Origin of the sequence: Chromohalobacter nigrandesensis, from assembly GCF_023061285.1 — a bacterium.
Lineage (GTDB): Bacteria > Pseudomonadota > Gammaproteobacteria > Pseudomonadales > Halomonadaceae > Chromohalobacter > Chromohalobacter nigrandesensis.
The window spans coordinates 26,346-50,363 of sequence record NZ_JAKGAM010000001.1; the positions used below are offsets into that span (position 1 = coordinate 26,346).

A 24,018-nucleotide genomic window follows, 5' to 3' on the forward strand; every position below is an offset into this window, starting at 1 on the left:
CCCCATGTTATGTCTCGTGTTCTGTATTCCATGCGCCTCGCGCTTCATCCCGCTCGTCTATTTATTCAGCATTTCCCTAAGTGCCCATGATAGACCATCGCATATAAAGTGATGGCCCAGACAAAAAAACAGGGGAAGAGCGGCTGCTCTCCCCCTGCGGCTTCATGCGCATGATGAGACACTCATGAAGAACATCTCATCCGGCCATTACTGAGCAGCCTTGGCCTTATCGACGATCGCGGCAAAGGCAGACTTTTCATGGACGGCGAGATCGGCCAGTACCTTGCGGTCGATCTCGATGCCGGACTTCTTCAGACCGGCGATGAAGCGGCTGTAGGACAGACCGTTGGCACGAGATGCCGCATTGATACGCGCGATCCACAGTGCACGGAACTGACGCTTGCGCTGACGACGGTCACGATAGGCATACTGACCTGCCTTGATAACCGCCTGTTTGGCAACGCGAAATACGCGAGAGCGCGCACCGTAATAGCCTTTGGCCTGCTTCAGAATCTTCTTGTGTCGACGACGAGCGACGACACCACGCTTGACACGAGTCATGACTTACTCCTGACGTTTAAAATCGACAACCTGTACTTTTGAATACAAGTACTCAGAGGTTCGGCAGCATGCGTTGAACCAGCTGCTTGTCGGCACCGTGAATCTGCTTCATGCCGCGCAGCTGACGCTTACGCTTGGTCGACTTCTTGGTCAGGATGTGACTGCGGAAAGACTGCTTGTGCTTGAAGCCATGGGCAGTCTTCTTGAAGCGCTTCGCAGCGCCGCTGTTACTCTTGATTTTAGGCATGAGGGAAATCTCCACTCGGTTTCTTCAGAAAACCCGAGGCCGGCAGTCGGCGGTACCGACTGCCCGTTAAACCGCCAACGGATCACTTCTTTTTGGGCGCCAGGATCATGATCATCTGACGACCTTCCATCTTGGGGAAGGATTCGACAGCCGCCATGTCTTCGAGGTCCCCAGCAATCCGTTCCATCAGCTTACGGCCGATGTCCTGGTGTGCCATCTCACGACCACGAAAACGTAACGTGACCTTGCCCTTGTCGCCCGCTTCGAGGAAACGAATCAGGTTTTTCAACTTCACCTGGTAATCGCCCTCGTCAGTACCAGGTCGGAATTTGACTTCCTTGACCTGGATCTGCTTGGTTTTCTTCTTCTGAGCAGCTTTCTGCTTTTTCTGCTCGAAGATGAATTTGCCGTAATCCATTATCTTACAAACGATCGGATCGGCATTGGAAATCTGTACGAGGTCCATACCCTCCGCTTCGGCACGCTCCAGGGCATCGCTGGTCGGCACGATGCCAAGCTGTTCACCGTCGCTGGCGATCAAGCGTACCTGATCTTCGGTAATCCGCTCATTCATTGGTGGGCGCTTTTCCTGTGGGCGCCCTCTGGGGTTGCTTCTCTTGATGGTTCCGTCTCCACTTTTGCCTTGGAAGATGTCGCTATTACCGCTCGGCCTGCACCTTGTCGATGAAAGCGTCCACCGTCATGCTGCCTAGGTCTTCGCCGCCGCGCGTACGCACAGCTACCGAGTCGGCCTCGACTTCCTTATCTCCAACCACAAGGAGATAGGGGACCTTCTGCAACGTATGTTCGCGAATTTTAAAGCCGATCTTCTCATTCCTCAAGTCTGTCTTGACACGCAGACCGAGTTTCTGCAAACGCAGCGATACCGACTCGGCATGATCGCGCTGGGCATCGGTGATATTCAAGACCACTATTTGCAGCGGCGACAGCCACAACGGCATGGCCCCCGCATAGTGCTCAATCAGGATGCCAATGAAACGTTCCATGGATCCCACGATGGCACGATGCAGCATGACCGGCGCCTGACGAGACCCGTCCTCGGCCACATACTGCGCCCCCAGACGAGTCGGCATCATGAAATCGACCTGCATCGTGCCCACCTGCCACTCGCGCCCCAGGCAGTCACGCATATGATATTCGATTTTGGGCCCGTAGAAAGCCCCTTCACCAGGAAGTTCTTCCCACTCCACGTCACAGCGTCCCAAAGCGTTACGCAACGCCTCTTCGGCGCGCTCCCAATTCTCGTCGCTCCCCAGGCGCTTCTCGGGACGTAACGCAATCTTGACGGCGATTTCATCGAAGCCAAAATCACGATAGACATCCAGCGCCTGACGGTGGAATGCCGTCACTTCCGACTCGACTTGCGCTTCGGTGCAGAACACATGGCCGTCGTCTTGGGTAAAGGCGCGAACACGCATGATGCCATGCAGGGCGCCCGAAGGCTCGTTGCGGTGGCAACCACCGAATTCGCCATAGCGTACCGGTAGCTCACGATAGCTACGCAGACCGGAATTGAAGACTTGCACATGACCAGGACAATTCATCGGCTTGAGCGCATACTCGCGCTTTTCCGATTCGGTGAAGAACATGTTATCAGCGTAATTGTCCCAGTGGCCCGATTTCTGCCACAGCGAAACATCCATGATCTGGGGGCAACGAATTTCCTGGTACCCGCTGTCCTTATAGACATTGCGCATATACTGCTCGACGGTCTGCCAGAGCGTCCAGCCGCGAGGGTGCCAGAACACCATGCCAGGCGCCTCTTCCTGCATGTGAAAGAAGTCGAGCTTGCGAGCCAGCTTGCGATGATCGCGCTTCTCGGCTTCCTCCAGGCGCTGGAGGTAGGTCTTCAGAGCTTTCTTGTCCGCCCACGCTGTGCCGTAGATCCGCGTCAACATGGGCTTGGTGGCATCGCCCCGCCAATAGGCACCCGCCAGCTTGGTAAGCTTGAAGGCCTTCAGATGGCGCGTATTCGGCACATGCGGCCCACGGCACATGTCGATGTATTCTTCATGATGATAGAGACGCACGGTCTCCCCATCGGCAATGCCTTCGACAATTTCCTGCTTGTACGGCTCGTCACGCTCAACGAAGATTGCCAGAGCCTGCTCTTTGGTCACGTATTCACGCACGACCTCGTATTCACGTTCGATCAGCGCTTTCATGCGCTTTTCAATCGCCTCGAGATCGTCCGGCGAGACCGATTGACCGAAATCGATATCGTAATAGAACCCATCGTCCACGACCGGCCCAATCGCCATTTTAGCGTCGGGATAGAGTTGCTTGACGGCATGCCCCAGGAGATGAGCGCATGAATGGCGGATGATCTCCACCCCTTCATGATCGCGCGCCGTCAGAATACTGACCTCGGCGTCATGTTCGATCAAATCGGCCGCATCGACGGCGATACCATCTATCTTTCCCGCCACGCAGGCCTTGGCGAGTCCCGTGCCTATGGACTCTGCGAGCTGCATGACGGTTACGGGCGAATCGAATGTTTTCTGGCTGCCATCAGGCAGTGTCACGATGGGCATGCAAGATCCCTTTATTCAGTGGTGGCCCATACCAGGGACCACATGAAACGATGAAAATAAAACCAATGGGGAACGTTATAGCCTGATTCCCCTTATGAATCACACGCATATGACGTCCGCACCATGGCCGTGCGGCAAGACAAGCTTATGTAACAATGAACAACGAACACTAGCAAGCTCGAGAAATATCGTCCAGCCGTACCTGCGGCACAAACAAAAGAGGCGCCCGAAGGCGCCCCTTTCTTCTCTTCGATCATGAACCGAGCGATCGTTACTCTTGCTCGCCCATTTCAACGCGACGGTTTTCAGCACGGCCTTCAGCCGTCTCGTTGGTGGCGATCGGATCCTGCTCGCCATATCCCATGGTCGTGATGTTATCGCCATTCACGCCCTTGGAAACCAAGTAGTCTTTCACTGAATCAGCACGTTCCTGTGAAAGTTCCTTGTTATAAGAAGCGCTACCGACGGAATCGGTATAGCCTTCCAGGCGAACATTGACGCTCTCGTTGGCAGAAAGCTTCTCGGCAACATCATCGAGGATGCTTTCCGCATCGCTGGTGAGCGTGGCGGAGTCGAACTCAAAGTTCACGTCACGCAGCACCAAGTCTGCCGGGCAGCCTAGCGCATTGACTTCTTCGCCAGCCGGTGTATCCGGGCACTGATCCTGGTAGTCCGGAACGCCATCGTCGTCGCTATCCAGCGGGCAGCCCTTGGCATTGACTTCGACACCTGCCGGTGTTCCCGGGCATTCGTCTTTGTAGTCCGGAACGCCATCGCCGTCGCTATCCAGCGGGCAGCCTTTAGCGTCTACCGCAACGCCAGCCGGCGTGTCAGGGCATTGGTCACGATCATCAGGTACGCCATCACCATCGCTGTCCACTTCCTTGTCGGAGTAATCAGCGCACAGCAGAGCACCGGCCGTAGCACCGCCGACACCGCCGAGTGCAGCGCCGGTATCTTCGTCCGAATCACTGCTCGATGCGTAGCCAATACCACCACCGATCAAGCCGCCGGCCAAACCACAGACGAACGGTGAGTTGTACCATGCTTGATCATCGGAATTTGACATGGACTGAGCACCCGACGTGGCACAGCCAGAAAGGCCGACCATCAATGCAGAACCGAGCAGCAAGCCAGTCGTAGATTTTTTCATATGTAAGACTCCTTCTTAACACAGCGCTAGTCGTAACGGGACGTTACCCAGCGGGGTCCGAGTATAGAAGCGGTTCCCGGTGGGAGGAAGGCTTTTTCGCCTATCTTTTATCAAAAAGAAAGCACAAAGGCCCCCGTTCAGCCAGTGCTTCACCCTTCACCAGCGCTTCTACGGATGAATGCCCCTTCATGATTATGCATTATCGTCATTGATGCAAACCCAAAAGAACAACGACATCTTTAGTACCTCAAGCTTGTACGACTATCCAGCAGTTCCCTGGTAGCGCCTGACCAAGCGTTCGAACAAATCGATGCCCGGTGTCAGCATGGCATCCGGGAAATCGTAGCCGGGATGATGCAAGGGTCGGCATTGCTCGCCACTGCCCAAGGTCAACAACGCCCCCTCGCCTTGCGCGGCGAGCCATCCAAAATCTTCCGACCAGCGATGTGCTGCAGGCAACTCCCGCAGCGGTAACGCCAAGGCATTCGCTTCCTCACGAATCGCTTCGACAGCACGCGGATGATTGTGGGTCGCCTGAAAGACATCGCACCAGTCGATTTCGATGCCCAAGTCATCCTCTTCAGCCTCGAACCGGGTCAGCGATACGGCCGCTTCCGCCAGGGCACGCATCATCGCATCGTCTTCAGTACGTAAAGTGGCCATCACTTCGGCCTGTCCCGGCGACGTGCCGAAGGCGACTTCACCCAGGCGTGCATGAATCAACGTCACCATGACCAATCCTTGATCGTCCGGCAATTGCTGAGGCAGACGCTTCAACCCCTGCAGGATCCGACACATCGCCAAGGCCGGATTACGCCCCTGCTCGGGATGTGCCGCATGGCTGCACAACCCATTGAGACGTACGATCAATCCTCGCGAGGCGCACGTGAACGCCCCCGCCCGTACCGACACCTCACCTAGCGGCTCACCGGGCAAGTTATGCAGCGCGAAGACATGATCGGGGGCGATTTCCTCGAAACGTGACGATTCGACGACGTCTCTTGCACCTCGCCCCGTCTCCTCGGAAGGCTGGAAAAGCAGTACCGTTTCGCCGCACTCGGGCGGATTGTTCGACAACCGCTGTGCAAGCCCAAGCAATGTCGCCATATGACCATCGTGACCACAGCTATGCGCTACCTGCTCGCACCGAGATCGCCATGCCACTTTCCCAGTCTCATCAATGGGCAATCCATCGAGTTCGGCCCTGAACATGACACGCGACCCAGGACATTCACCGACAAACACACCGGCGACGCCGTGTCCTCCCAGCCCCGTTACGACACGCGTCGCCCCTGCCTCACGGAGCCATTCGACAATGCGCCGCGACGTGGCGACTTCTTGCCCCGATAACTCCGGCTCGGCATGCAAGCGATGACGAATTTCCGTGGGATCGAGTGACATAAACCGATCACTCATGAATTTCTCCTGCGTCATGGTTCACTGCAAGTCTTGCGGCCACTCGCGCTTGAATGCCAGTACCTGACGCGCCGCCTCGTGAAGCGCCGCATAGCGCTCTTCCTGCAGCGCAATACGCTCGCGATCCTCTGCGAAGCGCTGTTTGGCCGACAGGTCCTGGCGTGAAGAGTGCGTGTGCAGATGCTCCGTGCGCCGATAAATCTCGGCAAAGACCTCGAAATCCTCACGTTCGAGTAACGCGGGATCGATGATATCGAGCAACACTTTGCACCGCAGCGCCCCCTCTACCAGATCGACTTGATCGCCCAGCATGGCCGTCGCAATTGCCTCGAGACTCTCCAGGCAATTGCGATGCGCCCGTGCGACTTCTTCACGACGGGTCGCCTCACGACGCTGCACTTCTCGCCACAACCGCCATGCATACCCCACTAAACCAGCGACGACCAGCACCGCCAGCCCCACCAAACTCCAGCCCACCACTACGGACATGGTCGCACCTCAATCGAATACGTTCAGTTAATCGGCAACGAGCGCGGACATTACCGAGCTTGGCGCGTTGCAACAAGCCACACCGTAAAGGCCGGACAAGCATCTTAGACCAATGATTAAGCTACCCGAACTTAATACTTTAGTAGTATTACGACTATCGTAAGCCTATTAATCATTCGCCGCCTTCAAGGAGGCAATCCATGAGCGAGAGCACTCACCACGCGCGCGGCCTAAATGCCGCACAAATCGGGCTATGGCTGGGCCCACTATGGGTCATCCTATGCCTGGTTGTGCCCGCGCCAGCCGGAATGTCATCACCGGCATGGGCATGTGTCGGCTTTGCACTGCTGATGGCCACCTGGTGGGCCACCGAGGCCATCCCCATCCCCGCGACCTCGTTGCTGCCCATGGTGCTCGCGCCTGTGCTGGGCATCGACGAACTCGATTCCGTGGCAGCCAGTTACGCCGACCCTATCATCTATCTCTTCCTGGGGGGCTTCTTGCTGGGCATCGCGATGCAGCGCTGGAACCTCCATCGACGCATCGCCTTGAAAGTCCTCAGCATCGTCGGTCAGAAACCACGCCAGCAAATCGCGGGGTTCATGATCGCCACGGGCTTCATCAGCATGTGGGTCTCCAATACGGCCACCAGCATCATGATGCTGCCTATCGGCATGTCCGTCGTCAGCCTGCTGGGCGATGGCGACTCACGTGAAGTCTCGCGCTACGCCACCGCCCTGCTGCTGGCCATTGCTTATTCCGCCAGTATAGGCGGCGTCGCCACGCTCATCGGCACCCCACCCAATGCCTTGCTCGCGGGATATCTTTCCGGCGAAGGCATCGATATCGGCTTCGCTCAATGGATGACCATCGGCTTGCCGGTCAGCATCGTGATGATGGCCGTGACATGGTGGTGGCTGACCCACAAGGGCTTCGATCTGCAGCAAAGCGACGATGGCGGGGAAATGATTCGCCGCGAACTCGAATCGCTCGGCACCATGACCGCTGCCGAGCGCCGGGTCGGCCTGATCTTTCTTATTGCCGCCGCCACCTGGATGCTGCGCCCACTCTTGAATCAAGCCGGGCTCGACTGGCTATCGGATACCACCATCGCCCTGGCCGCCGGTATTGGGCTATTTCTCATCCCTAGTGGAGACAAGGCACGCGGCGCGCTGCTCGACTGGGATAGCGCCAAGGAACTCCCCTGGGGCGTGCTGCTGCTCTTTGGCGGCGGGCTCGCGTTGGCAGGAATGATCAAGAGCTCTGGTTTGGCCGAATGGATCGCCCAACAGCTTTCGATCTTCAGCGTATTCCCGCTATTGATGCTGGTGGGCATCATCGTGCTGGTCATCATCTTCCTGACCGAGGTCACCTCGAACACGGCCACGGCAGCGGCCTTCCTGCCGCTTCTCGGTGCGCTCGCCATCTCGCTGGACATGGACCCGCTACTGATCACGGTCCCTGCCGCCATTGCCGCCAGTTGTGCCTTCATGATGCCGGTTGCGACCCCACCCAATGCCATCGTGTTCGCGACGGGACATATGAAGATTCAATCGATGATTCGCGCTGGCTTTCTACTCAACATCGTCGGCACGCTACTGATCACGCTGATCACCGTCGCGCTGCTGCGCCTGCTATGGGCTTGACCTCATAGGATAAGCGATCACGACATTTTGAAAGTCTGCATATGGCAACGTCCAATGAGACGTTGCCATTTTGATTATGATTGTTTGGTTTCGAAGCGAAGGTAGATAACGGTATAAGTTTATTAAAGCCCAAAAAGATGCACGAGAGGCGGCAGGATGAAGGCCGTCAGCAGCCCCGTCAGCCCCATCGCCAGTCCCGCAAAGGCACCCGCCACGGCACCGATAGAAGAAAAGGAGTAGGCCGTACCGAAGCCATGCGCCGCCAAGCCCATGGTAAAGCCTTGAACGCTGGGGTCGCGTACCCTGACCAGACGGAAAACGACAGGCCCCAGGGCACATCCGAGGGAGCCGGTGATCAGCACCATCCCCGCCGCCAGCGACGGAATACCGCCCAGTTTCTCTACGATCCCCATCGCAATGGGCGATGTCACCGACTTGGGCGACAGCGTCAGCACGGTTTCGCGACTGGCGCCCATGAGCATCGCAACCCCCACCGCCGATGTCACCGCCGTCACGATTCCCGCGACGCAACTGAGCAATATCGGCATCAGCATACGCCTGACACGCTCCCGGTAGTCGTATAAGGGAATCGCCAAGGCCACGGTCGCGGGCCCCAGGAGAAAGTGGATGAACTGAGCCCCCTCGAAGTACGTCGAATAGTCGGTATCCGTCAGCATCAGAAAGGCAATGATCATCACGATGGTGAGCACGACCGGGTGCAGGAAAGGCGTGCCTCCTAGAAGACGGTTGAGGTAACTCGCCCCCATGAAGGCCAGAAACGTCACCAGCAGATGCAACAACGGACTGGCGGCGAGATACACCCAAAGCTGATCGAGTACCGGAACGCTCATGAACGCTCCTCCAACCATTCGTCACGCGGGTCTTTGGACACCGAGCGTGTCAGCCACGACATGACTTTTGCCGTGACGGCCAAGGTCAAGGCGGTCGACACCACGAGCGTGACGACGATGGGCCAGAAGTCCGCCTTGATAAGATCGAAATGCACCATGATGCCAACCCCCGCCGGTACGAAAAGCAGCGTCAAGTAACGCAGCAGTCCTTCACCACTCGTGCGCAGCCCCGTGGGCACGCGTCCATTGATCATCAACCCGACCAATAGCACTACCATGCCCACGACGGGTCCCGGCACGGGAAGCTGGAACCCATGAACCAGAATCTCGCCGAGAAACTGACACCCCAGCAGCACGCTCATTCCGGCAATTAGAGGCATTGTGTCATCTCCACATGAAACGGCCACATTCTACATCTTTCGTCTAATCCATGCCGCCCTACACCTCAGTTGATAGCGGTCACCACACTGACTTATGCCTTTCATCGTCGGACATTCATCATCACCGGGCACTGGCAAGCAGTTGAAAAAAAAGCGCTATCAAGGGTTTTCATTTCCCGGAAGCCGAGGTAGTATACGCAGCGTTCCACGGGCGGCGCCGGTTTTAAGGCCTTCCGACAGAACGTTAACGGAGCGTGGCGCAGCTTGGTAGCGCGCTGCAATGGGGTTGCAGAGGTCGCTGGTTCGAATCCAGTCGCTCCGACCAAAAGATTGAAGAAAAACCGCCACTTATGGGTCAACCATAGTGGCGGTTTTTTGTTGCGCTCAAAAAATTATCAAAATTTTGTCAAAACTCTGCGCCGTTGATTCCTCAACAGAGCGCCATCCTCTCAACGAAAAAGGGCGCCACAAGGGCGCCCAGATTCAGCAAGGTCGAAGCATCAATCGAAATTGAACTCGCTGCGATCATCTGCGGCTTGAGTCTCCATTTGCACACATGACTCGAGCATCGTGTAGCTACCAGCCCCACCGACGGTGGCCACTTGGTCACAGTGCTGCTGCGTACCGCCAGGAATCGATGACCACCCCTGCTTGATGTTGTCGTACGCTTGCTGCTCCATCTCGATGCACGAGTTATACATGGTGTTGCTGGGACTACCGCCGACGCTGGCCACCTGTTCACAGTGTGACTCAACATCATAGCGCGGTGCCTGTTGCGCTTGAGCCGTGGCTGCCAGCATGACTACACCGCACGCGAAAGGAATAATGAACTTACGCATGGCTTAGGCCTCCTTGGGGCGAGTAAAGAGAACAAACATGCCCAGGATGATATCGCCGAAGACCCAAGTGGTAACGATCATTCCGGTACCGAGCGTACCGCCAATCGCAGCGCCGGCCTTCTCCGCCTCGCTGGCGGGGGTCATCGAGCCCAGGTCACCCCAGTAGGAGAACAGCCACACGGCCATCAACACGTTAAACACGATAAAGCTCCACTTGCAGAGCTTGCCGAAGAGGCCTCGTTTGAGCTTACGAAGCTGCTTGCCGCACTGGCTGCATTTCAAAGCGGAATCGCTGACTTCGTGCTCACATTCCGGACAGGCTACTAATGCCATGGCATGACCCTCTTGCTCAGTATTATTTAAGTTCCCCACTCCAGCTTACTAAGTCTTCGCTGATGCATCCATTACGGATTTAGGATGTAGCAGGTGCCGCTGGCCTAATACTGTACATTCACACACCCCCACCACGGCGGGTCACGCTCCTACCCCATTCTGGTACCGTGCATACGGTAGCGTTTCTTGACGCCTGCGCCTGACTGGGCCACTATTCCCGTGTCGCTGCAAAATCAGTGGCTCGGGTGTGGAAGCCCGATCAGCTATCAAGGCGCACAGCGCCGCAAGGCGTTTTTTTGTGCCCGCGTTATGGCGGGCCGTGCGTGGGAGGGCTTCGGTCCTGCCGGGTTTCCTTGATGCTCCGGTCTTCCACCCCGCGTACGGTCCGCCCCCAATCATGTGGAAGTGAAAGGGCGGACTCCAATCAGCATCGAGGAGTTCCATCATGACCGCGATCACCGCATCACCCGTTTCCGTCGATTTCCACGGCACCGCCATCCCGACCTTCAATGTTGAAGGCATTGTGCGCGTGGCCATGAAGCCGATCTGCGACGCCATCGGCCTCCAGTGGGAATCGCAGTACAACCGAATCAAGCGTCACCCTGTGCTGGCTTCAACCATATCCATGATGAATATGGTTGCCGCCGACGGTAAGCGCCGCAAGCTGCTGACCCTGCCGCTGAACAAGCTCAACGGCTGGCTGTTCGGCATCGACACCAATCGCGTCAAGCCCGAGATCCGCGAGAAGCTGGTCGAGTACCAGGCCGAGTGCTTCGATGTGCTGTCCAACTACTGGCAGAAAGGCCAGGCCACCAACCCCCGCACCACGCCCGACGAACGCGCGGGCCTTCGTGCCGCCGTGACGATGCTCACCACCAAGAAGGGCCTGATGCACAACGATGCGTACCGTCTGGTTCACCAGCGATTCAGCGTGGAGCACATCGACGAGCTGGGCACCGATCAACTGCCCGAGGCTGTGGCGTATGTGCATCGCTTGGCGCTGGAAGGCGAGTGGCTGGGCCGCGACATGCCGCAGGCCGAGAGCGCCATCACCATCGACTACCCGCTGACTCGCCCCTGGAACGAATGGCGCGAAGGGCAACTGGTCGGTGACGACGCCATGTACCACTCCGACTTGCGCCGGCTTTTCCAGCAACTTGGCGAGGCCGAGCGCAGCGGCGGTGCGGTGACGGTTCACAACGTTGCCGGGCTGCGCGAGGAGTTCAAGGCGCTGACGTCGCTTTGCGAGAATCACGGCACGCGCTTGCGCAAAGCCAATGCCCAGCTCGAGCATGTGCGTGATTTCACACGCTCGATGGTGAACTCGGTGAACGGGGTCGTTGCGACACTGGATCGCTAGTCGCTCGGCAGCTCACCCTTTACCCGGCTGGATAAGCTGCCGCCATCCAGCCGGTGTTATAGCGGAGGCAAAGAATACCGCTATTGAATATCAGAACCATATTCAATCAGCAGCTCATCGTACTCGCCTGCCGCCAGGGCCTCTTCACTATACTCAATGCTAAGAGACTCTATTTTCTTCCTTTTCTTGTATAACCCGAGCTCTAAGCTAGCATGCCGGATAGCCTCGTCTTTCAGATAGTCTGTATAGCCTTCAAAAACAGGATAGTCATTAAGCACCAGAAGGCGGTCCAACTGAGCATGCAGCGAAGACATCGTCATCTCTTTTTTTGCTAACGCCGTAGATTCAGCAAATAGCAAAAATTGCTCGGACAGAATATGCAATCGATAAAGCTCTTCGCTACTCAAGTAATTCTTGCCAGTCCTTGCTTCCTCCTTAGTCGGAAAGTCTCCGCGAATGGATAGGAGCCCCATACTATCTTCATGATGACTGGCCCTATCCAGAATCAGCTTCGAGCTAGTCATCCCAGTTATAGCGTGATGAAACTTGTCCTGAAGCAGCGCATAGAAGCTTCTCACTTCGTTGGAAGAGGGGTTGTAGTCAGAGGAGCACAGTTTGAAGCACTCGCGCACCTTGGCGTAAACCTGTTTTTCCTCCGAGCGTAGAGCCCGTACCTTCGCGGCTAATTGGTTAAGTTTTTCCGGCGACTCCCGCAAAGCCTTTTCATTGATCACATAACCTTGTTCAATGAAAGCCCTTAACGTTCGGGTCGCCCATTTCCTAAAAGCTACTGCCCTTTTCGCATTAACCCTGTACCCAACGGACAAGATCATATCTAAATTATAATGCTCCACGTCGGAGCGAAGAACCTCTCTACCTCCCTCATTTTGAACTATTGCAAATTTTGCAATAGTTGACTTTTTGTCCAACTCCTCATCTTTGTATATGTTGGATATGTGCCGTTTTATATTGGAATAGCTAGCGCCGAAAAGCTCTGCTATCTCCTTGCCACTGACCCACAAGGATTGGTCGCTTGGATCAAACCTTACATCAACACTCACACCCTCATCCAAAAAAGTCAGCAGGTTATTATTTTCTTCCAAATTGGGAGTAACAGCCTTTGTTTCATCCATGGGCGAGCACCTCATATTAGCCAGCGATGATGGCCTCATCCTAGCGCGAATCACGCTTTTTGCTAAGCAATGAGTATGGCCGCGTTGAAACGCTAGTCGCTCGGCAGTTCACCCTTCACCTGACATTGGTAGCCGGCATCGTTCAGGGTGTGCGTCACCGACGTGATCAGCCATTCGCCGTCGGCGCCCTCGCGGAAGTCAGACAGCGCCAGCCGGCCCTCGGCCATCAGTCGGGTATCGCCCGGCAGTGTAAGGTTGAGGGTCTGCTCGCCGCGCTGGCCACGACGTAGTTCGGCCCGAGCGGCTGCTCGAGCGCTTTCCTCATCGGGGTGGATGGTCTGCAAGCGTTGGACCGGTTCGCCCTCGCCTTCGGTGATCTCGAGCGTTGCCGCGGCATCGGTGTCACGCCATCGCGCCACGACGCTTCCCGCATTGCCACGCTTGGCCAGCTTCATACGGCCGCTGCTCACCATGTCCGGCGTAACGGGAACAGTCGGCAAGCTCTCCCCGCTCTCGTTTGCCACCATCGAGGCAGCGCGCTTGGCGATCACGAGCGCACCGCCAGCCGGTTTTGCAATGCCGTCGTAATCGCGCGCCAGCCGCGTCAGCAGGTTCATATCGGATTCGTCCGTCTGATCGACATGCGGCAATGCGATCGATGCCATGACGTCCTGTATAGCGGGATCGAGATCATGCTCGCCGGCGATGGATCGTGCCATATCCCCCAGCAGCGTACCGGCATCCCAACTGCGGGTTTTCTTTGTTTGCAGCATGGGGCGTGTACTGCCCTCGCCCGAGTCGCTCTTCGCCTGCGGCGCGGCCTTGGCGACGATCTTGAGCTGGTTGGGTGGCCAGCTCATTTCCAGGCTGTCGACCACGTAGCGCCCCATGCTGACGGCGTCATCATCGTAGCCCAGGAACGCTTCGAGCTCCGCGCCGGTTGGGGGCAATGCGAGCGGGTCTTCCGGGGCATGATCACTGACAACCAGCGTCAGCTCGTCACTATCGGCACCGGATTCATCGCGGATCTTGAGCGAGACGAAGCGTTCGCGCAGCTGGCGGGTAATGTCTTCGTCGTTGGCGGTAATGCGAAATGTCGGCTTCATCCCCACAGCCTCACGCGGCGGCGGGTGCCGGGTCGGTCATCGTCCGGTAGTGTGAGCGGAATACCCGCCGGCAACACAGGGCCAGCCTCGGAAAGCCCGGGGTTCTCTCGCAGCACTCGTTCGACCAGACCCTTGCTGATGCGGCCATAGCGACGCCACACGATCCAATCGACGGTGTCGCCGTCATGCGTTCGATACGTCAGCGCCATCGTCGTAGTACCTCATTTTCATGGTGAAGCGCTGCCGGCGCGGAACGCCGCCCGGTGCGAACGTGTCGGATCGTTCCTCGATGTTGAGGATCACCCAGCGCCCGTGCACGTAGCCATTGCCATCGACCATCATCATCGGCTCGCCTTCGCCGGCTTGGTCGCGCATGTCGCGGATCTGGTCTGGCCCGCCTTTCCAGCCTGGGTAGATGCGCCCGGTCAGCGTAATGGCGTCTTGCCCATAGCCGGTGAACTGCAGGGCATCGTGCTTGCCTACGCGGGATTGGGCAGCCCAGCGGTATTCGGTGGTGCGCGAAAATTCCTGATAGGCGGCGGTATCCAGCGTGAACTTGTAGCGACCCAGCTTCATCATCACATCAGCCATCGTAGAGCGCCCCCTCCTGTTTCTCGTTGATCTTTTCCATTACCAGCTCGGCGATGCGCTCGGCGTAGGACTGCTCTGCCTCTCCCTCGCGACGGGTGACGCTCAGCGTGAGATTGTTGGTGATCTGCTGGGTTATCTCGCGCCGCCGTTCGCCCGCATTGGCATTGCCGCCAGCCAGGGACGGACGCGCCGGCGGGAGCGCATTGTCGGCGATGGCGCGGCCGCGCTGCCGCTGCTCAGTTTCTCGGTCTTCACTGCCCAGCTCAGGGCGACGGACCGAGCCTCCCACGCGTGGGGGCTGGGCGTCTTTCTCTTCATCGTCATCGCCACCGAAGCCGAGCCAGCCCTTGACCTTGCTGAAGGTGTTACCGACCCACTCCAGCTTGCCACTGATCCAATTCAGCGCTTTCTCGGCAGTGGCCGTAATACCGTCCCACAGGTTGCCGAACCAGCCCGTCAGCCCACTCCAGGCGTTGCTGATGGTGGCGAGTGGCGACCAGTCGAATATCGAACCGAGAGCATTCCAGCCGAGTTGCGCATCAGCCTTGACGCCGTCCCACAGGTTGCCCAGCCAGCCGGTGATGGCTCCCCAGTTGTTCACGATCAGCCCCAGGGGCGACCACGACAGCATCGTTTTAAACCAGTCCCACGTTGTGCTGGCCACCGTCTTGACGCCGTCCCACAGATTGCCGAACCAATCGGTGATGCTGCCCCAGTTATTCACTATCAGGCCAAGCGGCGAGAAGCTGACGATGGTTTTGAGCTTATCCCATGCCCAGGCAGCGGCGTCTTTGATGCCACCCCACAGCTTGCCGAACCAGGGGCCGATCCAATCCCAGTTTCGATAGATGAGGTAGGCTGCACCGGCGACCGCCGCAATACCACCAACAATCCAACCAATGGGCGTGGTCATGAACGCTATGCTCATTGCTTTGATGCCCCCGACAACAGCGGGGAACGCGCCCACCAGCGACACCAACGCGCTACCGGCTTTTACCAGCGACACAGCGAACGCCCCGATGGAGAAAATCGCCTTGCTGGCGATCACCGTGCCGATAATCATGCCCAAGTTATCGAAACCACCGACCAGAGTGGCAACCTTACCGGTGGCCTCCCCTACTTTGGAGGCTACTGTTGCCAAGCCACTGGCCAAATTACCAATGACAGGTACCGCCTTTTCCATGCGGTCCGCGAAGGTGCTGGCAAAGCGCTTTACTTCGTCACGGTTTGTGGCCATCCAACCGGTGAATCTCCCCATCATTTTGGAGACCACCGGCATCAACTCGCTGCCGACGATGTTTTTGAGCCCCGCCAGCGAGAGCTTGGTATCAAGCAGCTTGTCCTGGAAGGTCTCGGCGTCGCGCGTCGCTTGCTCACTGAGTATGTAGCCGGTGCGCCGAGCATCTTCGCCGAATTGCTCGAGCATTTTACTGCCGCCTTTGAGCATGTTGATCATGCCAATGCCCTGGCGGCTAAAGAGGTCGGAAACCAGAGCCACGCGCTTGGTATGGCTCTCGACATTCTGCAGGCGGTCTGCTACTTGATCTAGCGCCTCGTCGGGCGTCATGCTGGCCAGCGCTTCGGCGGACAAGCCCATCTGATCGAGCGCATCCTTCGCGGCACCGGTGCCCTGCGCTGCCTCGCCCAGCCGCTTGGTGAACGCCTGCATGTTCGAGTCAAACTTCTGTGTCGACACGCCCGAGCGTTCAGCGGCATAGCGGAGTTCCTGATACTTGCCGATCTGGATACCCAGCGCATCGGACCGCTTAGCCACCTCGTCGCCTAGCTCAGCAGTCGAGTTCGAGATCGCAAATATGCCGCCAGCAGCAGCGGTACCCAGCATCGCGGTGCGCCGCACCAGCCCGCCGACTTCATTGCGCATGTTGCGAAACTTGCCACCGACGTCGGCCATATCGAGGCGCTTCAACGCTTCTTGCTTGCGCTTGAGGCGCTCTACCTCTTCGGTGACCTCGGCATACTTCCTGCGCAGGGTCTCAACGCTACGGCCCTGGCGGCCAAACGTCTTGATCTGATTGGAGAGTTCCTTCTGGCGAGACGTGGCTTTGCCAATCGCGCCGCCGACCTCGCGGATCTGACCCTTGGTATCGGTCAGTCCCTTGGTCAGCGACTTGGCCACCGTGCCGCCGATGGAGATCTGCGCGTTCAGCCGCTGGTTCGCCATGCTGTCCTACTCGTTGGAACGCGGCAGGCCTTCGACCCACCAGAGGAATCGACTAGTCCGCATCGCGCCTATCTCACGCGCGGACCAGCCTGTATGCGATGCAAGCGCCAGCACCAACCGGCGCACGTCATCGCGGCTCAGTTCAAAAAACCGGCGTAGGCCTCTTGCAGACGTTGGTAGCTCTTGAGCGGCAGTCGGCGAATGTCGTCGGGTGAGATCTCGAGGAGATTGGCGAACATCGCCACTTCGCGTTTGGCGTCGCTGCCGCTCATCTCGTCATGCAAAATCTGGTCTTCGACCGTAGCTTCACGCATGCGAAGCGTGGACTGCTCCACGCCATTGACGGAGGTGGGACGCACCAAGGTGATATCGCAGGTGCCGTTGTCGTTGTAGTTCAGGTACTCCGGGGTTTCTTCACTCATGCTGGCTTTCCTCTTCAAGTGGGTTCATTCCTATATAAGGGGCAGTGGCCCCCTTTGATGGATAGGGGCGGCTCAGACACCTAGCGCCGTGCGCAGATCCGCCAGCAGATCCACGCCGTCGACGGTGCGGATCATGTTCTCGACGTCGATCTCGTGGACGGTGACGCCGTCGTGCTCTTCCTTGTAGTAATCAAGCCGCATGGTGACGGTCATCGACGCCACCTGGCCCGCCTGCCAGGTGCCTCGATCAAGGCTGGTGATCTTGCCGCGCATGGTGTGCACAGTTGGGCGCCAGGTGCCGTCATAGGACTGCATGGCGCCACGGCCCACGAACGGCACGTTGTTACCCTCGGAGACGCCGAATTGACGCAAGATCTCGCGGTCGTAGGAACGCAGCACGAATGAACTTTCAAGCGCCTCCATGCCCATATCCAGCGTGATCGGCGCATCCATGCCGCCCGCGCGATGCTCCTCGGTAGAGAGGGTCAGCACCGGCGGCGTGTACTCCATGACCTGGCCGGCATAGCCACGGCCATCCACGGAGACGGTCATCTGTTTGATAATGTTGCGAGCGGCCATTACGCGAACACCTCCTCGATGTAGTCATTCACCAGCTTGCTGCGGAATGTGACGCGCTCCGCCGGGTACGGTGGGGTGAACTCGAAGTTGAAATAGACCTGGCCTTTCTGGACGTTGGCCGGGGTGTTGAGGTCGGGATCCGCCCAGCAGCGCCCACCCAGCAGCGCACCTTGTGCTTTCAGGCTGCCGATGTAGGCGTTGACGCCTTCGGTGACGTCTTCGACGTAGGTCTTGGTAATGTTGCGATCCACCGCCCACAGGTGCGTGCGCTGGATGCTGTCGTTGATCATGTCCGCCGTACGGCGCACGGAGATGAATACCCACTTGGTGTCATCGGTCAGGCTGCGGTTGCCCCACAGGCGATAGCCATCCTGGTTGATGATGGTGGCGATCCCGCCCTCGTTGAGCAGGTTGGCGCGCGCATTCTCGTCGCCCAGAGTGAAATCGACACTGCGGCTCGTGCCCAGAATGCCGTAGATCTCTTTGTTCGACGGCGACCACCAGAAGCCTTGCTCGTTGTCGATGCGGGCAATAAGGCCGGCGACACGTGCCGATGCGGGCTCGCTGGTATTGCTGCCATCGCTCTGCAGGATCTTCACCCAGGGATCGACCATGTAGATGCGAGCGCTGCCCCAGTCCTCGGCATATTGCTGGGCTGCATCGTCGGTGGTGTTGGGGCCATCGGCGACGATGATCGCCCGCATGCGATTCGCGATGCCCTCGAGCTCGGCCACCACCGCATTACGCAAGCCGCTGTCACGCTGATGAGTGAAACCTGGCGCACAAAGAATACGCGGGGCGAAGCCGACTTCAGACTCGGCGGCGGTGAAGGCATGAACGCCCTCGAACTGCCCGGTCTCGGCGTTGACGCCACCGACCACGTTAGCGATGGTCTCTTGCTCGTCTTCGGCCTTCTCCACACGGATGACAATAACCACCGCCCCGACCTGGTCGAAGATCCCTTCCATCGCCGATGGCAACGTGCCTTCGGTCCCCAGCTTGGCGGCTTCCGTGCGATTGCCCGCCACCATGGTCGGCATGTTGAGCGGGAATGGCTCATCTTCGCCGCCGGAGAGCTCGCGCCAGCTCCGAGCCCGAGGCACGCCAGTGCCATCCGAACCTTCGACGACTGCCGCCGTCACCAGGCTGGACGCGTCCGCCTCATCGTTCACGGCCGCGGCGATCTCCTGGGCTGTCGATGTCAGCTCGCCATCGGCATCCGTGGCCAGCGTCACGGTGACGTCCTTGCCATTGATGGAAACCGCCAGCGATGCGCTCGACTCGCCAGGCGCCACGTAGCGAACACGGATGTTATTGCCGGCGGTACCGCCATCAGCGGCGGTAAACAGGATGCCAGTGTTGGCCGCTGACGTGCCGATAGTGAGCTCGGCAGCGGTCTCCCCTTCTGCCTCCGGCGCGGTACCGACGATGCCGATCACGCCCGAGCGGACTGTCTGGATGGGTCGCGGACCGGTATCGATCTCGAGGACCTCGGCCCCGTGGAGAAATGCCATAATGGTGTGCCTCTTGCCTGATCAGGTGTTCCGAACGGTAAGAACAGCATGACCGGGCCACGCGCGAGGCTCCGCTGGCAGTGGTTCTATCTACTGCCTCAAAAAAAACAGTACGCGAGGAATGAAATGACTTGGACGTGTGATTCATGCGGGCAGCCCATCTATAACATTCAAGATGGCTGGGTTGAGTGGTTAACAAGGATGGGACCGAATGGCGAGTCTCTCTATTCTCATTCCATGAGACTGGTTCACCACATGCCATCATCTCCTCAGAGGGGTGGATGCCAGTACGATGGTCACCGAACCTACGCTGTTAGCAAAGACTTGAATAGCGATTTAGACTTAGAGTTCTTTGCATCACCTGATGGCCTCACCGACCTTTTACAGAAGCTATCGGATAACGAGTTCCATAACCAAGAAGAGCTCATTGAGATGATCAAGCGCCTCCATCTTCCCAACTATGAGGAAGCCCGCCTTTACCTCACTGAAGCGGTTGCCCAAGGGGTTTTCGAACCCAACAGCAAGCCTGGTTATCCTCATCAAGGACAACTTTTAGCGGTTCGTCGCTGGACAGGTATTTAACCAGCAAACTAATAAGAAGCCCGCCGAAAGGCGGGCTTCCTTTCACCACTCCACCGCTTCAATCCCTTCCCGATCCTCATCTTCGAGCGCAGCGGCAACGGCGTCCTTCCGTTCCCACGAGCGCTTGTAGACCCCTTCGATGTAATCGAGCGCAGCGGTGGTCAGCGCGATCATTTCCTCGGGGTTGAGCATGCGCGTTTTGTTGCTCTTGCCGCGAAACTCCATGACCGCGTCGGTGACGCCGGCGGCTTTGTTCGACTCGGCTTTGGCGCGTAGCCCCAGGAGATTGATTTGATCCTGCGCGCGTGTCTGGACGACGTCAGGCTCGCCGGCGACGTCGTAGTCGAGGCCGGTGGCGAAGGCCTGGTCGCGGGCGGCGTCGATGGCTCGGCGCTTGCGTTTGGCGAGTGTATCGAGGGACGGCGGCGGGTTGGCGATCTTTCGGGCTTCGTCTCCGTCGATTGGCGTCAGATCGTCTGGCATATTGGCATAATGCACGCCATTTATGGTCTTGGCGTCGGTGTCCACCTCTTCACTGTCGCCGTAGGCATAAATGCGCCCTACCGGTGTTTTGAAATGCTGCATATTAATAGGTCTCCACCCAAATAATGTCGTTTATGGTGCCAAGGTTTGTATCACAGCCATAAGTGCTGCCGTTAGGCACTATGAAGGTTAGGTTGCTCCTCGCGTCACCCGATGCGTCTTGCATTAAGCCCACCTCTATACCGTCAACATGAAAAACTGCGGGGTTTTGGTTATTCTTTGTAACAGCAACTAACATCGGTTTACCCGTCGTATTTGTATACGTCGCTCCTTCGCTGCGGTTGTTAGTCTCGTCGTGGACAGCGGCGAATAGCTGGTCTTTTGTGTAGTAATCGTCAGGGTTGAAATCGGCGCTTGTGAGTATACTATCCCAACTTCTCCAAACCCCCTGACTCAGTACCCTAACGTAAACGTTTCTCGTATTAACGTCGAAGGCCATTTGCACACTGTAATCCCCACCACTTCTTGTTATTACAGTAGCAACTCCGCCAGACCAGCCCGGAGGGCTATTTAACGCAGTTTCTCGCGCGGTATATGCTCCCGTATCAAGAGCAATATTAAAATCTGATAATTCAGGTGGATCCTGAGACCCAAGGCCAAACGCACCGACTTCCATAACGTTGCCACTGTTGGTACCGACGGTGCGAGTAGCAGCGCTGCCTAGCCCATCAAGAACATCATTGATCGCCTCAATCGCCGCATTGAGCCCCGTAATGGCGCTCATAGGGTGCGCGCCTGATGCGTCACGGCCTGCAATGTCGTTATGGTTTTCTGCCTGGGCAGCGGCTCCCAGACCATTAAGAACTTCATTGATGGAAGTAATTGCAGCATCGAGTCCTGAAATAGCACTCATGGGGTGCGCGTCGGCATTCGAGCGGCCGGCGATGCCGTTGTGTGTCTCGGCTTTGGCCGCCGCGCCCAGGAGTGCCAACACCGCTTGTACGGTATCGGCATCGCCGAATGCGTTAAGAGGCGTGTCGAGCGCGATTTTTGACGCGTTATGTGCCTGGGCTTCTTCTTTGTGCTGATCAATCGCGGCTTTCACCCCAGCGAGGTGCGCGGCGCGGTCTGTGCGGGTGCCTGCCCGCGTCTGTTCGCTGGTGCCGAACTGCATCATTCCCTTGGCGCTGGTCGTGGCGTCGGGGTGGTTGCGGCTTTGGGCGTGCTGGTCGATCTCGTCGTCGACGTATTCGCGTGTTGCCAGCACCACGCTGGGGTCGACTTTCAGCGTGACGGCGGCGGTGTCCGAGACCTGCATGACGAAGCGGATTGTCTGCGTCCTGCCTGAGCCTTCCGACAGAACCGGCTTGTAAGTCTCGGGGTAGTTTCCGTAGGCGATCATATCGCCGTCCGAGTCGAACAGACCGATTTCGCGAATCGTCCAGCCACCTTCGTCCGGTGGGATCACTTGTTCGACGACGATCCAGTTCGGATTGTCGTCGTCCACGACGCTGGTGTTGATCGGCGCGCGGCGCACCTGGTTGACCAGCGACGTTCGGTCGCTATCCGGGTCGGGTAGCTCACCATTGCCGTCGCCGATGGCGAGCTCGGCGATGGTGAGGGTTCGGCCGAGGGCAATGGCATTGGCGATCTTGGCTTCGCCGACGGCGGTCGGCACGGTATAGAACTTCGCCATGGGCGGCTCCTAGGCGGTATTCGGGTAGACGGTGGTGGTGTCGATGGCGTGAAGTCCGGCGCCGACATGCGCGAGGCCGGTGTTTTCGGTTTGCGAGGCGACGTAGGGATATACGGTGGTGGCGTGCCCATCCTGCGTGGTCGCGCCGAGATAGAGCGGTCCCCGCGTCTCCCCGAGCAGGTCGAGCCCGGCGATATGCCGCGTGAGTGGCTTGGCGTCTTCAACGAGGCGGGTCAGCTCGGTGTACATCGCATCGGTGATGCCGGTATCCAGCACGCCGATGCGTAGATCGAACGTGCCGCGCGGACCTTCGGGGTCTTTCTGCCACCATTCGACGATCTCGAGTAGATAACCGAGCGGCTCGACGACGCGGCGCAAGGCGCTGATCGTGCCTTTCTTGCGGTGCACATAGAACGAGCTGCGGATCACTTCGCGTTTGGCGGCCTCGGACCATGACGGGTCCCAGCGGTCTACCGAGAAGGTCCACGCCAGATAAGGCAGTAAGCGTGCCGGGCAGCAGTCGGGATGCCAGAGATCTCGCAGCGGCACCGGGACGCGCTGGATCTCGGCGAGTGCCTCGGCGGCGGCGCGCTCGAGCGGTGTGCTGTTCGGGGGTAATAGATCACTCATCGCTGCCCCCGATGGTCACGCTGGTGCCGGTGCAGTGCGCGGCCTGGGTGTCGTCGAGCACGACGTCGGCGGTGGGCGCGGCGAGTTCGACACGCTGGACGCCCTCTACATGCAGCGCGGCATAAACGGCGCTCAGGCGGATATCGCGCCCGATGCGGCGCTGGGTGCTGACGTAGGCATCCAGGGCGTCGCGTGCGGCGGCGAGGATCGGCTCTTGCTCGGGGCCGGGGTAGAGATAGAGCGTGGCGTCGATGCTGTACGGCACGATCTCGGCGGACTGGACGGTAAGCCGGTCGGCGACCGGGCGCACGTCCTCGGCCGAGAGTTCGGCATAGACGACGTCGAGCAGCTCTTGATCGGCGGTGCCATCGTCCAATCGCGAGAGCACGGTGACCAGGGCGTCACAGGGTACGGGGCTGATCGCGGTGGCATCGGCGACGCGGCCGTCGGCGCTCAATGCGTGAAATTCATAGGCTTTTGTGGGGCCGGCGACCGATAGCCCTTCCCACGCGCGTTGGGCACGCATGCGGAGCTCGGTGTTGCGCTCATACGTCGGCGGTACCGGAGGCGTGGCATCCGGGTCGCCGGGGTCGACCACCAGGCGCTCGACGTTGTAATTCGCCGCGAGCTGGTCGAGGTCCTCGTCGTTCGAGTAAGCGAGCATCACGGCGCGTGCCGCTTCATTGACGCGCTGCCGCCAGGTCAGCTCCCGATATGCCGATTCCTCGAGCAGCTTGGCCAGCGGTTCGGATTCGAGTTCGAGCGTGGCTTCGACGTCGGCGCGTTCGTCGCTGCTAACGAGATCCAGCAATGCGGCTTTGCGCTCGGCGAGGATGTCTTCGTAATCGAGTTCCTCGACGACAACGGGTGATGGGAGCTGGGAGAGATCGATGGGGCCGGCCATTAGGTCACCTCAATGCCGTCGAGGTTGATGGTCTCGCCAGTGGGCCGGTATTCGCCCAACAGCTCGAGGATGACGCGACCGGGTTCGGCGCTTGTGGCGCGCACCCGCGTGAGCCGAAAGCGATTCTCCCAGCGGGCCAGCGCCTCGGCTGTCGCGCCGTAGAGCTCCACCAGCGTGGCGTTGTTCATCGGCGCATCGATCAGCTCAAACAGACGCGAGCCGTAGTCGCGACGCATCACCCTGGTGCCAATTGGCGTGGTCAGGATGTCGCGCAGCGATTGCCGCAGATGGTTGATGCCGGAGAGGTCGCGCCCGGACTGCGCATTCATACCGTTCATGCGAGCCATCATGGGCTAGGCCGCCAGC

Annotated in this window: 27 protein-coding genes and 1 tRNA gene; 4 read left to right on the top strand and 24 right to left on the bottom strand. The window is 58.5% G+C overall.

What is annotated here, in order from left to right; genetic code table 11:
• Positions 1 to 207: 207 nt before the first annotated feature.
• The 7 genes from rplT to L1073_RS00150 all read right to left on the bottom strand — a co-directional run bounded on the left by rplT (position 208) and on the right by L1073_RS00150 (position 6,421).
• Positions 208 to 561, bottom strand: coding sequence for a 50S ribosomal protein L20 (rplT, locus tag L1073_RS00120; RefSeq protein ID WP_040243460.1), 354 nt, complete (start codon positions 559 to 561; stop codon positions 208 to 210).
• Positions 562 to 613: 52 nt separating this feature from the next.
• A complete protein-coding gene (rpmI, locus tag L1073_RS00125; RefSeq protein WP_246896122.1) occupies positions 614 to 808 on the bottom strand; it encodes a 50S ribosomal protein L35 in 195 nt (64 codons plus the stop codon).
• 82 nt (positions 809 to 890) lie between these two features.
• Positions 891 to 1,460 (bottom strand): translation initiation factor IF-3, encoded by a 570-nt coding sequence (gene infC / locus L1073_RS00130; RefSeq protein ID WP_425531562.1) that lies wholly within the window; start codon positions 1,458 to 1,460, stop codon positions 891 to 893.
• Between the two features lie 7 nt (positions 1,461 to 1,467).
• Positions 1,468 to 3,363: a threonine--tRNA ligase gene (gene thrS, locus L1073_RS00135; RefSeq protein WP_246896124.1), complete on the bottom strand. Its 1,896-nt coding sequence runs from the start codon at positions 3,361 to 3,363 to the stop codon at positions 1,468 to 1,470.
• Between the two features lie 271 nt (positions 3,364 to 3,634).
• Positions 3,635 to 4,516: an OmpA family protein gene (locus L1073_RS00140; RefSeq protein ID WP_246896125.1), complete on the bottom strand. Its 882-nt coding sequence runs from the start codon at positions 4,514 to 4,516 to the stop codon at positions 3,635 to 3,637.
• A gap of 261 nt (positions 4,517 to 4,777) precedes the next feature.
• Positions 4,778 to 5,932, bottom strand: coding sequence for an amidohydrolase (locus L1073_RS00145; RefSeq protein ID WP_246896126.1), 1,155 nt, complete (start codon positions 5,930 to 5,932; stop codon positions 4,778 to 4,780).
• Positions 5,933 to 5,953: 21 nt separating this feature from the next.
• Positions 5,954 to 6,421 (bottom strand): DUF2489 domain-containing protein, encoded by a 468-nt coding sequence (locus L1073_RS00150; RefSeq protein ID WP_246896127.1) that lies wholly within the window; start codon positions 6,419 to 6,421, stop codon positions 5,954 to 5,956.
• Positions 6,422 to 6,621: 200 nt separating this feature from the next.
• Here L1073_RS00150 and L1073_RS00155 point away from each other — a divergent pair, with 200 nt between their 5' ends.
• Entirely contained in the window at positions 6,622 to 8,067 is a 1,446-nt protein-coding gene (locus L1073_RS00155; RefSeq protein WP_246896128.1) for an SLC13 family permease, read from the top strand.
• A gap of 122 nt (positions 8,068 to 8,189) precedes the next feature.
• On the opposite strand, the gene L1073_RS00160 is transcribed toward L1073_RS00155, so the two are convergent.
• Both L1073_RS00160 and L1073_RS00165 read right to left on the bottom strand, forming a co-directional pair.
• A complete protein-coding gene (locus tag L1073_RS00160; protein ID WP_246896129.1) occupies positions 8,190 to 8,918 on the bottom strand; it encodes an LrgB family protein in 729 nt (242 codons plus the stop codon).
• Positions 8,915 to 9,298, bottom strand: coding sequence for a CidA/LrgA family protein (locus L1073_RS00165; RefSeq protein WP_246896130.1), 384 nt, complete (start codon positions 9,296 to 9,298; stop codon positions 8,915 to 8,917). Before L1073_RS00165 ends, L1073_RS00160 begins: the two co-directional genes overlap by 4 nt.
• A gap of 248 nt (positions 9,299 to 9,546) precedes the next feature.
• Between L1073_RS00165 and L1073_RS00170 the strand changes: the two genes are divergently transcribed.
• Positions 9,547 to 9,623, top strand: a tRNA-Pro gene (locus L1073_RS00170).
• Positions 9,624 to 9,798: 175 nt separating this feature from the next.
• On the opposite strand, the gene L1073_RS00175 is transcribed toward L1073_RS00170, so the two are convergent.
• Positions 9,799 to 10,137 (bottom strand): hypothetical protein, encoded by a 339-nt coding sequence (locus L1073_RS00175; protein WP_246896131.1) that lies wholly within the window; start codon positions 10,135 to 10,137, stop codon positions 9,799 to 9,801.
• Positions 10,138 to 10,140: 3 nt separating this feature from the next.
• Positions 10,141 to 10,470: a hypothetical protein gene (locus tag L1073_RS00180; RefSeq protein ID WP_246896132.1), complete on the bottom strand. Its 330-nt coding sequence runs from the start codon at positions 10,468 to 10,470 to the stop codon at positions 10,141 to 10,143.
• Positions 10,471 to 10,915: 445 nt separating this feature from the next.
• Here L1073_RS00180 and L1073_RS00185 point away from each other — a divergent pair, with 445 nt between their 5' ends.
• The gene (locus L1073_RS00185; RefSeq protein WP_246896133.1) at positions 10,916 to 11,830 is read left to right on the top strand and encodes a phage antirepressor N-terminal domain-containing protein; all 915 of its coding nucleotides are present in this window, start codon (positions 10,916 to 10,918) and stop codon (positions 11,828 to 11,830) included.
• Positions 11,831 to 11,910: 80 nt separating this feature from the next.
• Here L1073_RS00185 and rhuM read toward each other — a convergent pair whose 3' ends face one another.
• From rhuM to L1073_RS00225, 8 genes are all read right to left on the bottom strand, one after another.
• The gene (gene rhuM, locus L1073_RS00190) at positions 11,911 to 12,963 is read right to left on the bottom strand and encodes a RhuM family protein (protein ID WP_246896134.1); all 1,053 of its coding nucleotides are present in this window, start codon (positions 12,961 to 12,963) and stop codon (positions 11,911 to 11,913) included.
• 92 nt (positions 12,964 to 13,055) lie between these two features.
• Positions 13,056 to 14,069: a phage late control D family protein gene (locus L1073_RS00195; protein WP_246896136.1), complete on the bottom strand. Its 1,014-nt coding sequence runs from the start codon at positions 14,067 to 14,069 to the stop codon at positions 13,056 to 13,058.
• Entirely contained in the window at positions 14,066 to 14,278 is a 213-nt protein-coding gene (locus L1073_RS00200; RefSeq protein ID WP_246896137.1) for a tail protein X, read from the bottom strand. Before L1073_RS00200 ends, L1073_RS00195 begins: the two co-directional genes overlap by 4 nt.
• On the bottom strand, positions 14,253 to 14,660 hold the full coding sequence (locus L1073_RS00205; protein ID WP_246896139.1) for a phage tail protein: 408 nt from the start codon (positions 14,658 to 14,660) through the stop codon (positions 14,253 to 14,255). The genes L1073_RS00200 and L1073_RS00205 overlap by 26 nt, the downstream gene beginning before the upstream one ends.
• Complete coding sequence (locus tag L1073_RS00210; RefSeq protein WP_246896141.1) at positions 14,653 to 16,842, bottom strand: phage tail tape measure protein; 2,190 nt, start codon at positions 16,840 to 16,842, stop codon at positions 14,653 to 14,655. The genes L1073_RS00205 and L1073_RS00210 overlap by 8 nt, the downstream gene beginning before the upstream one ends.
• A gap of 137 nt (positions 16,843 to 16,979) precedes the next feature.
• Positions 16,980 to 17,264: a phage tail assembly protein gene (locus L1073_RS00215; RefSeq protein ID WP_246896143.1), complete on the bottom strand. Its 285-nt coding sequence runs from the start codon at positions 17,262 to 17,264 to the stop codon at positions 16,980 to 16,982.
• A gap of 72 nt (positions 17,265 to 17,336) precedes the next feature.
• Positions 17,337 to 17,843 (bottom strand): phage major tail tube protein, encoded by a 507-nt coding sequence (locus tag L1073_RS00220; protein ID WP_246896145.1) that lies wholly within the window; start codon positions 17,841 to 17,843, stop codon positions 17,337 to 17,339.
• Entirely contained in the window at positions 17,843 to 19,357 is a 1,515-nt protein-coding gene (locus tag L1073_RS00225) for a phage tail sheath subtilisin-like domain-containing protein (protein WP_246896146.1), read from the bottom strand. Before L1073_RS00225 ends, L1073_RS00220 begins: the two co-directional genes overlap by 1 nt.
• Before the next feature lie 255 nt (positions 19,358 to 19,612).
• Here L1073_RS00225 and L1073_RS00230 point away from each other — a divergent pair, with 255 nt between their 5' ends.
• On the top strand, positions 19,613 to 19,939 hold the full coding sequence (locus L1073_RS00230; protein ID WP_246896148.1) for a hypothetical protein: 327 nt from the start codon (positions 19,613 to 19,615) through the stop codon (positions 19,937 to 19,939).
• A gap of 42 nt (positions 19,940 to 19,981) precedes the next feature.
• Here the strand turns inward: L1073_RS00230 and L1073_RS00235 are convergent, their stop codons facing one another.
• The 5 genes from L1073_RS00235 to L1073_RS00255 are packed head-to-tail and all read right to left on the bottom strand — an operon-like array spanning position 19,982 to position 23,990.
• On the bottom strand, positions 19,982 to 20,524 hold the full coding sequence (locus tag L1073_RS00235; RefSeq protein WP_246896149.1) for a DUF4376 domain-containing protein: 543 nt from the start codon (positions 20,522 to 20,524) through the stop codon (positions 19,982 to 19,984).
• 1 nt (position 20,525) lies between these two features.
• Positions 20,526 to 22,118 carry a phage tail-collar fiber domain-containing protein gene (locus L1073_RS00240; protein WP_246896150.1) on the bottom strand — a complete coding sequence of 531 codons (1,593 nt, stop codon included), beginning with the start codon at positions 22,116 to 22,118 and terminating at the stop codon, positions 20,526 to 20,528.
• 9 nt (positions 22,119 to 22,127) lie between these two features.
• A complete protein-coding gene (locus L1073_RS00245; RefSeq protein ID WP_246896151.1) occupies positions 22,128 to 22,748 on the bottom strand; it encodes a phage tail protein I in 621 nt (206 codons plus the stop codon).
• Positions 22,741 to 23,652, bottom strand: a complete 912-nt coding sequence (locus L1073_RS00250) for a baseplate J/gp47 family protein (protein WP_246896152.1) — start codon at positions 23,650 to 23,652, stop codon at positions 22,741 to 22,743. Before L1073_RS00250 ends, L1073_RS00245 begins: the two co-directional genes overlap by 8 nt.
• Positions 23,652 to 23,990, bottom strand: a complete 339-nt coding sequence (locus L1073_RS00255) for a GPW/gp25 family protein (RefSeq protein WP_246896153.1) — start codon at positions 23,988 to 23,990, stop codon at positions 23,652 to 23,654. Before L1073_RS00255 ends, L1073_RS00250 begins: the two co-directional genes overlap by 1 nt.
• Positions 23,991 to 24,018: the final 28 nt, after the last annotated feature.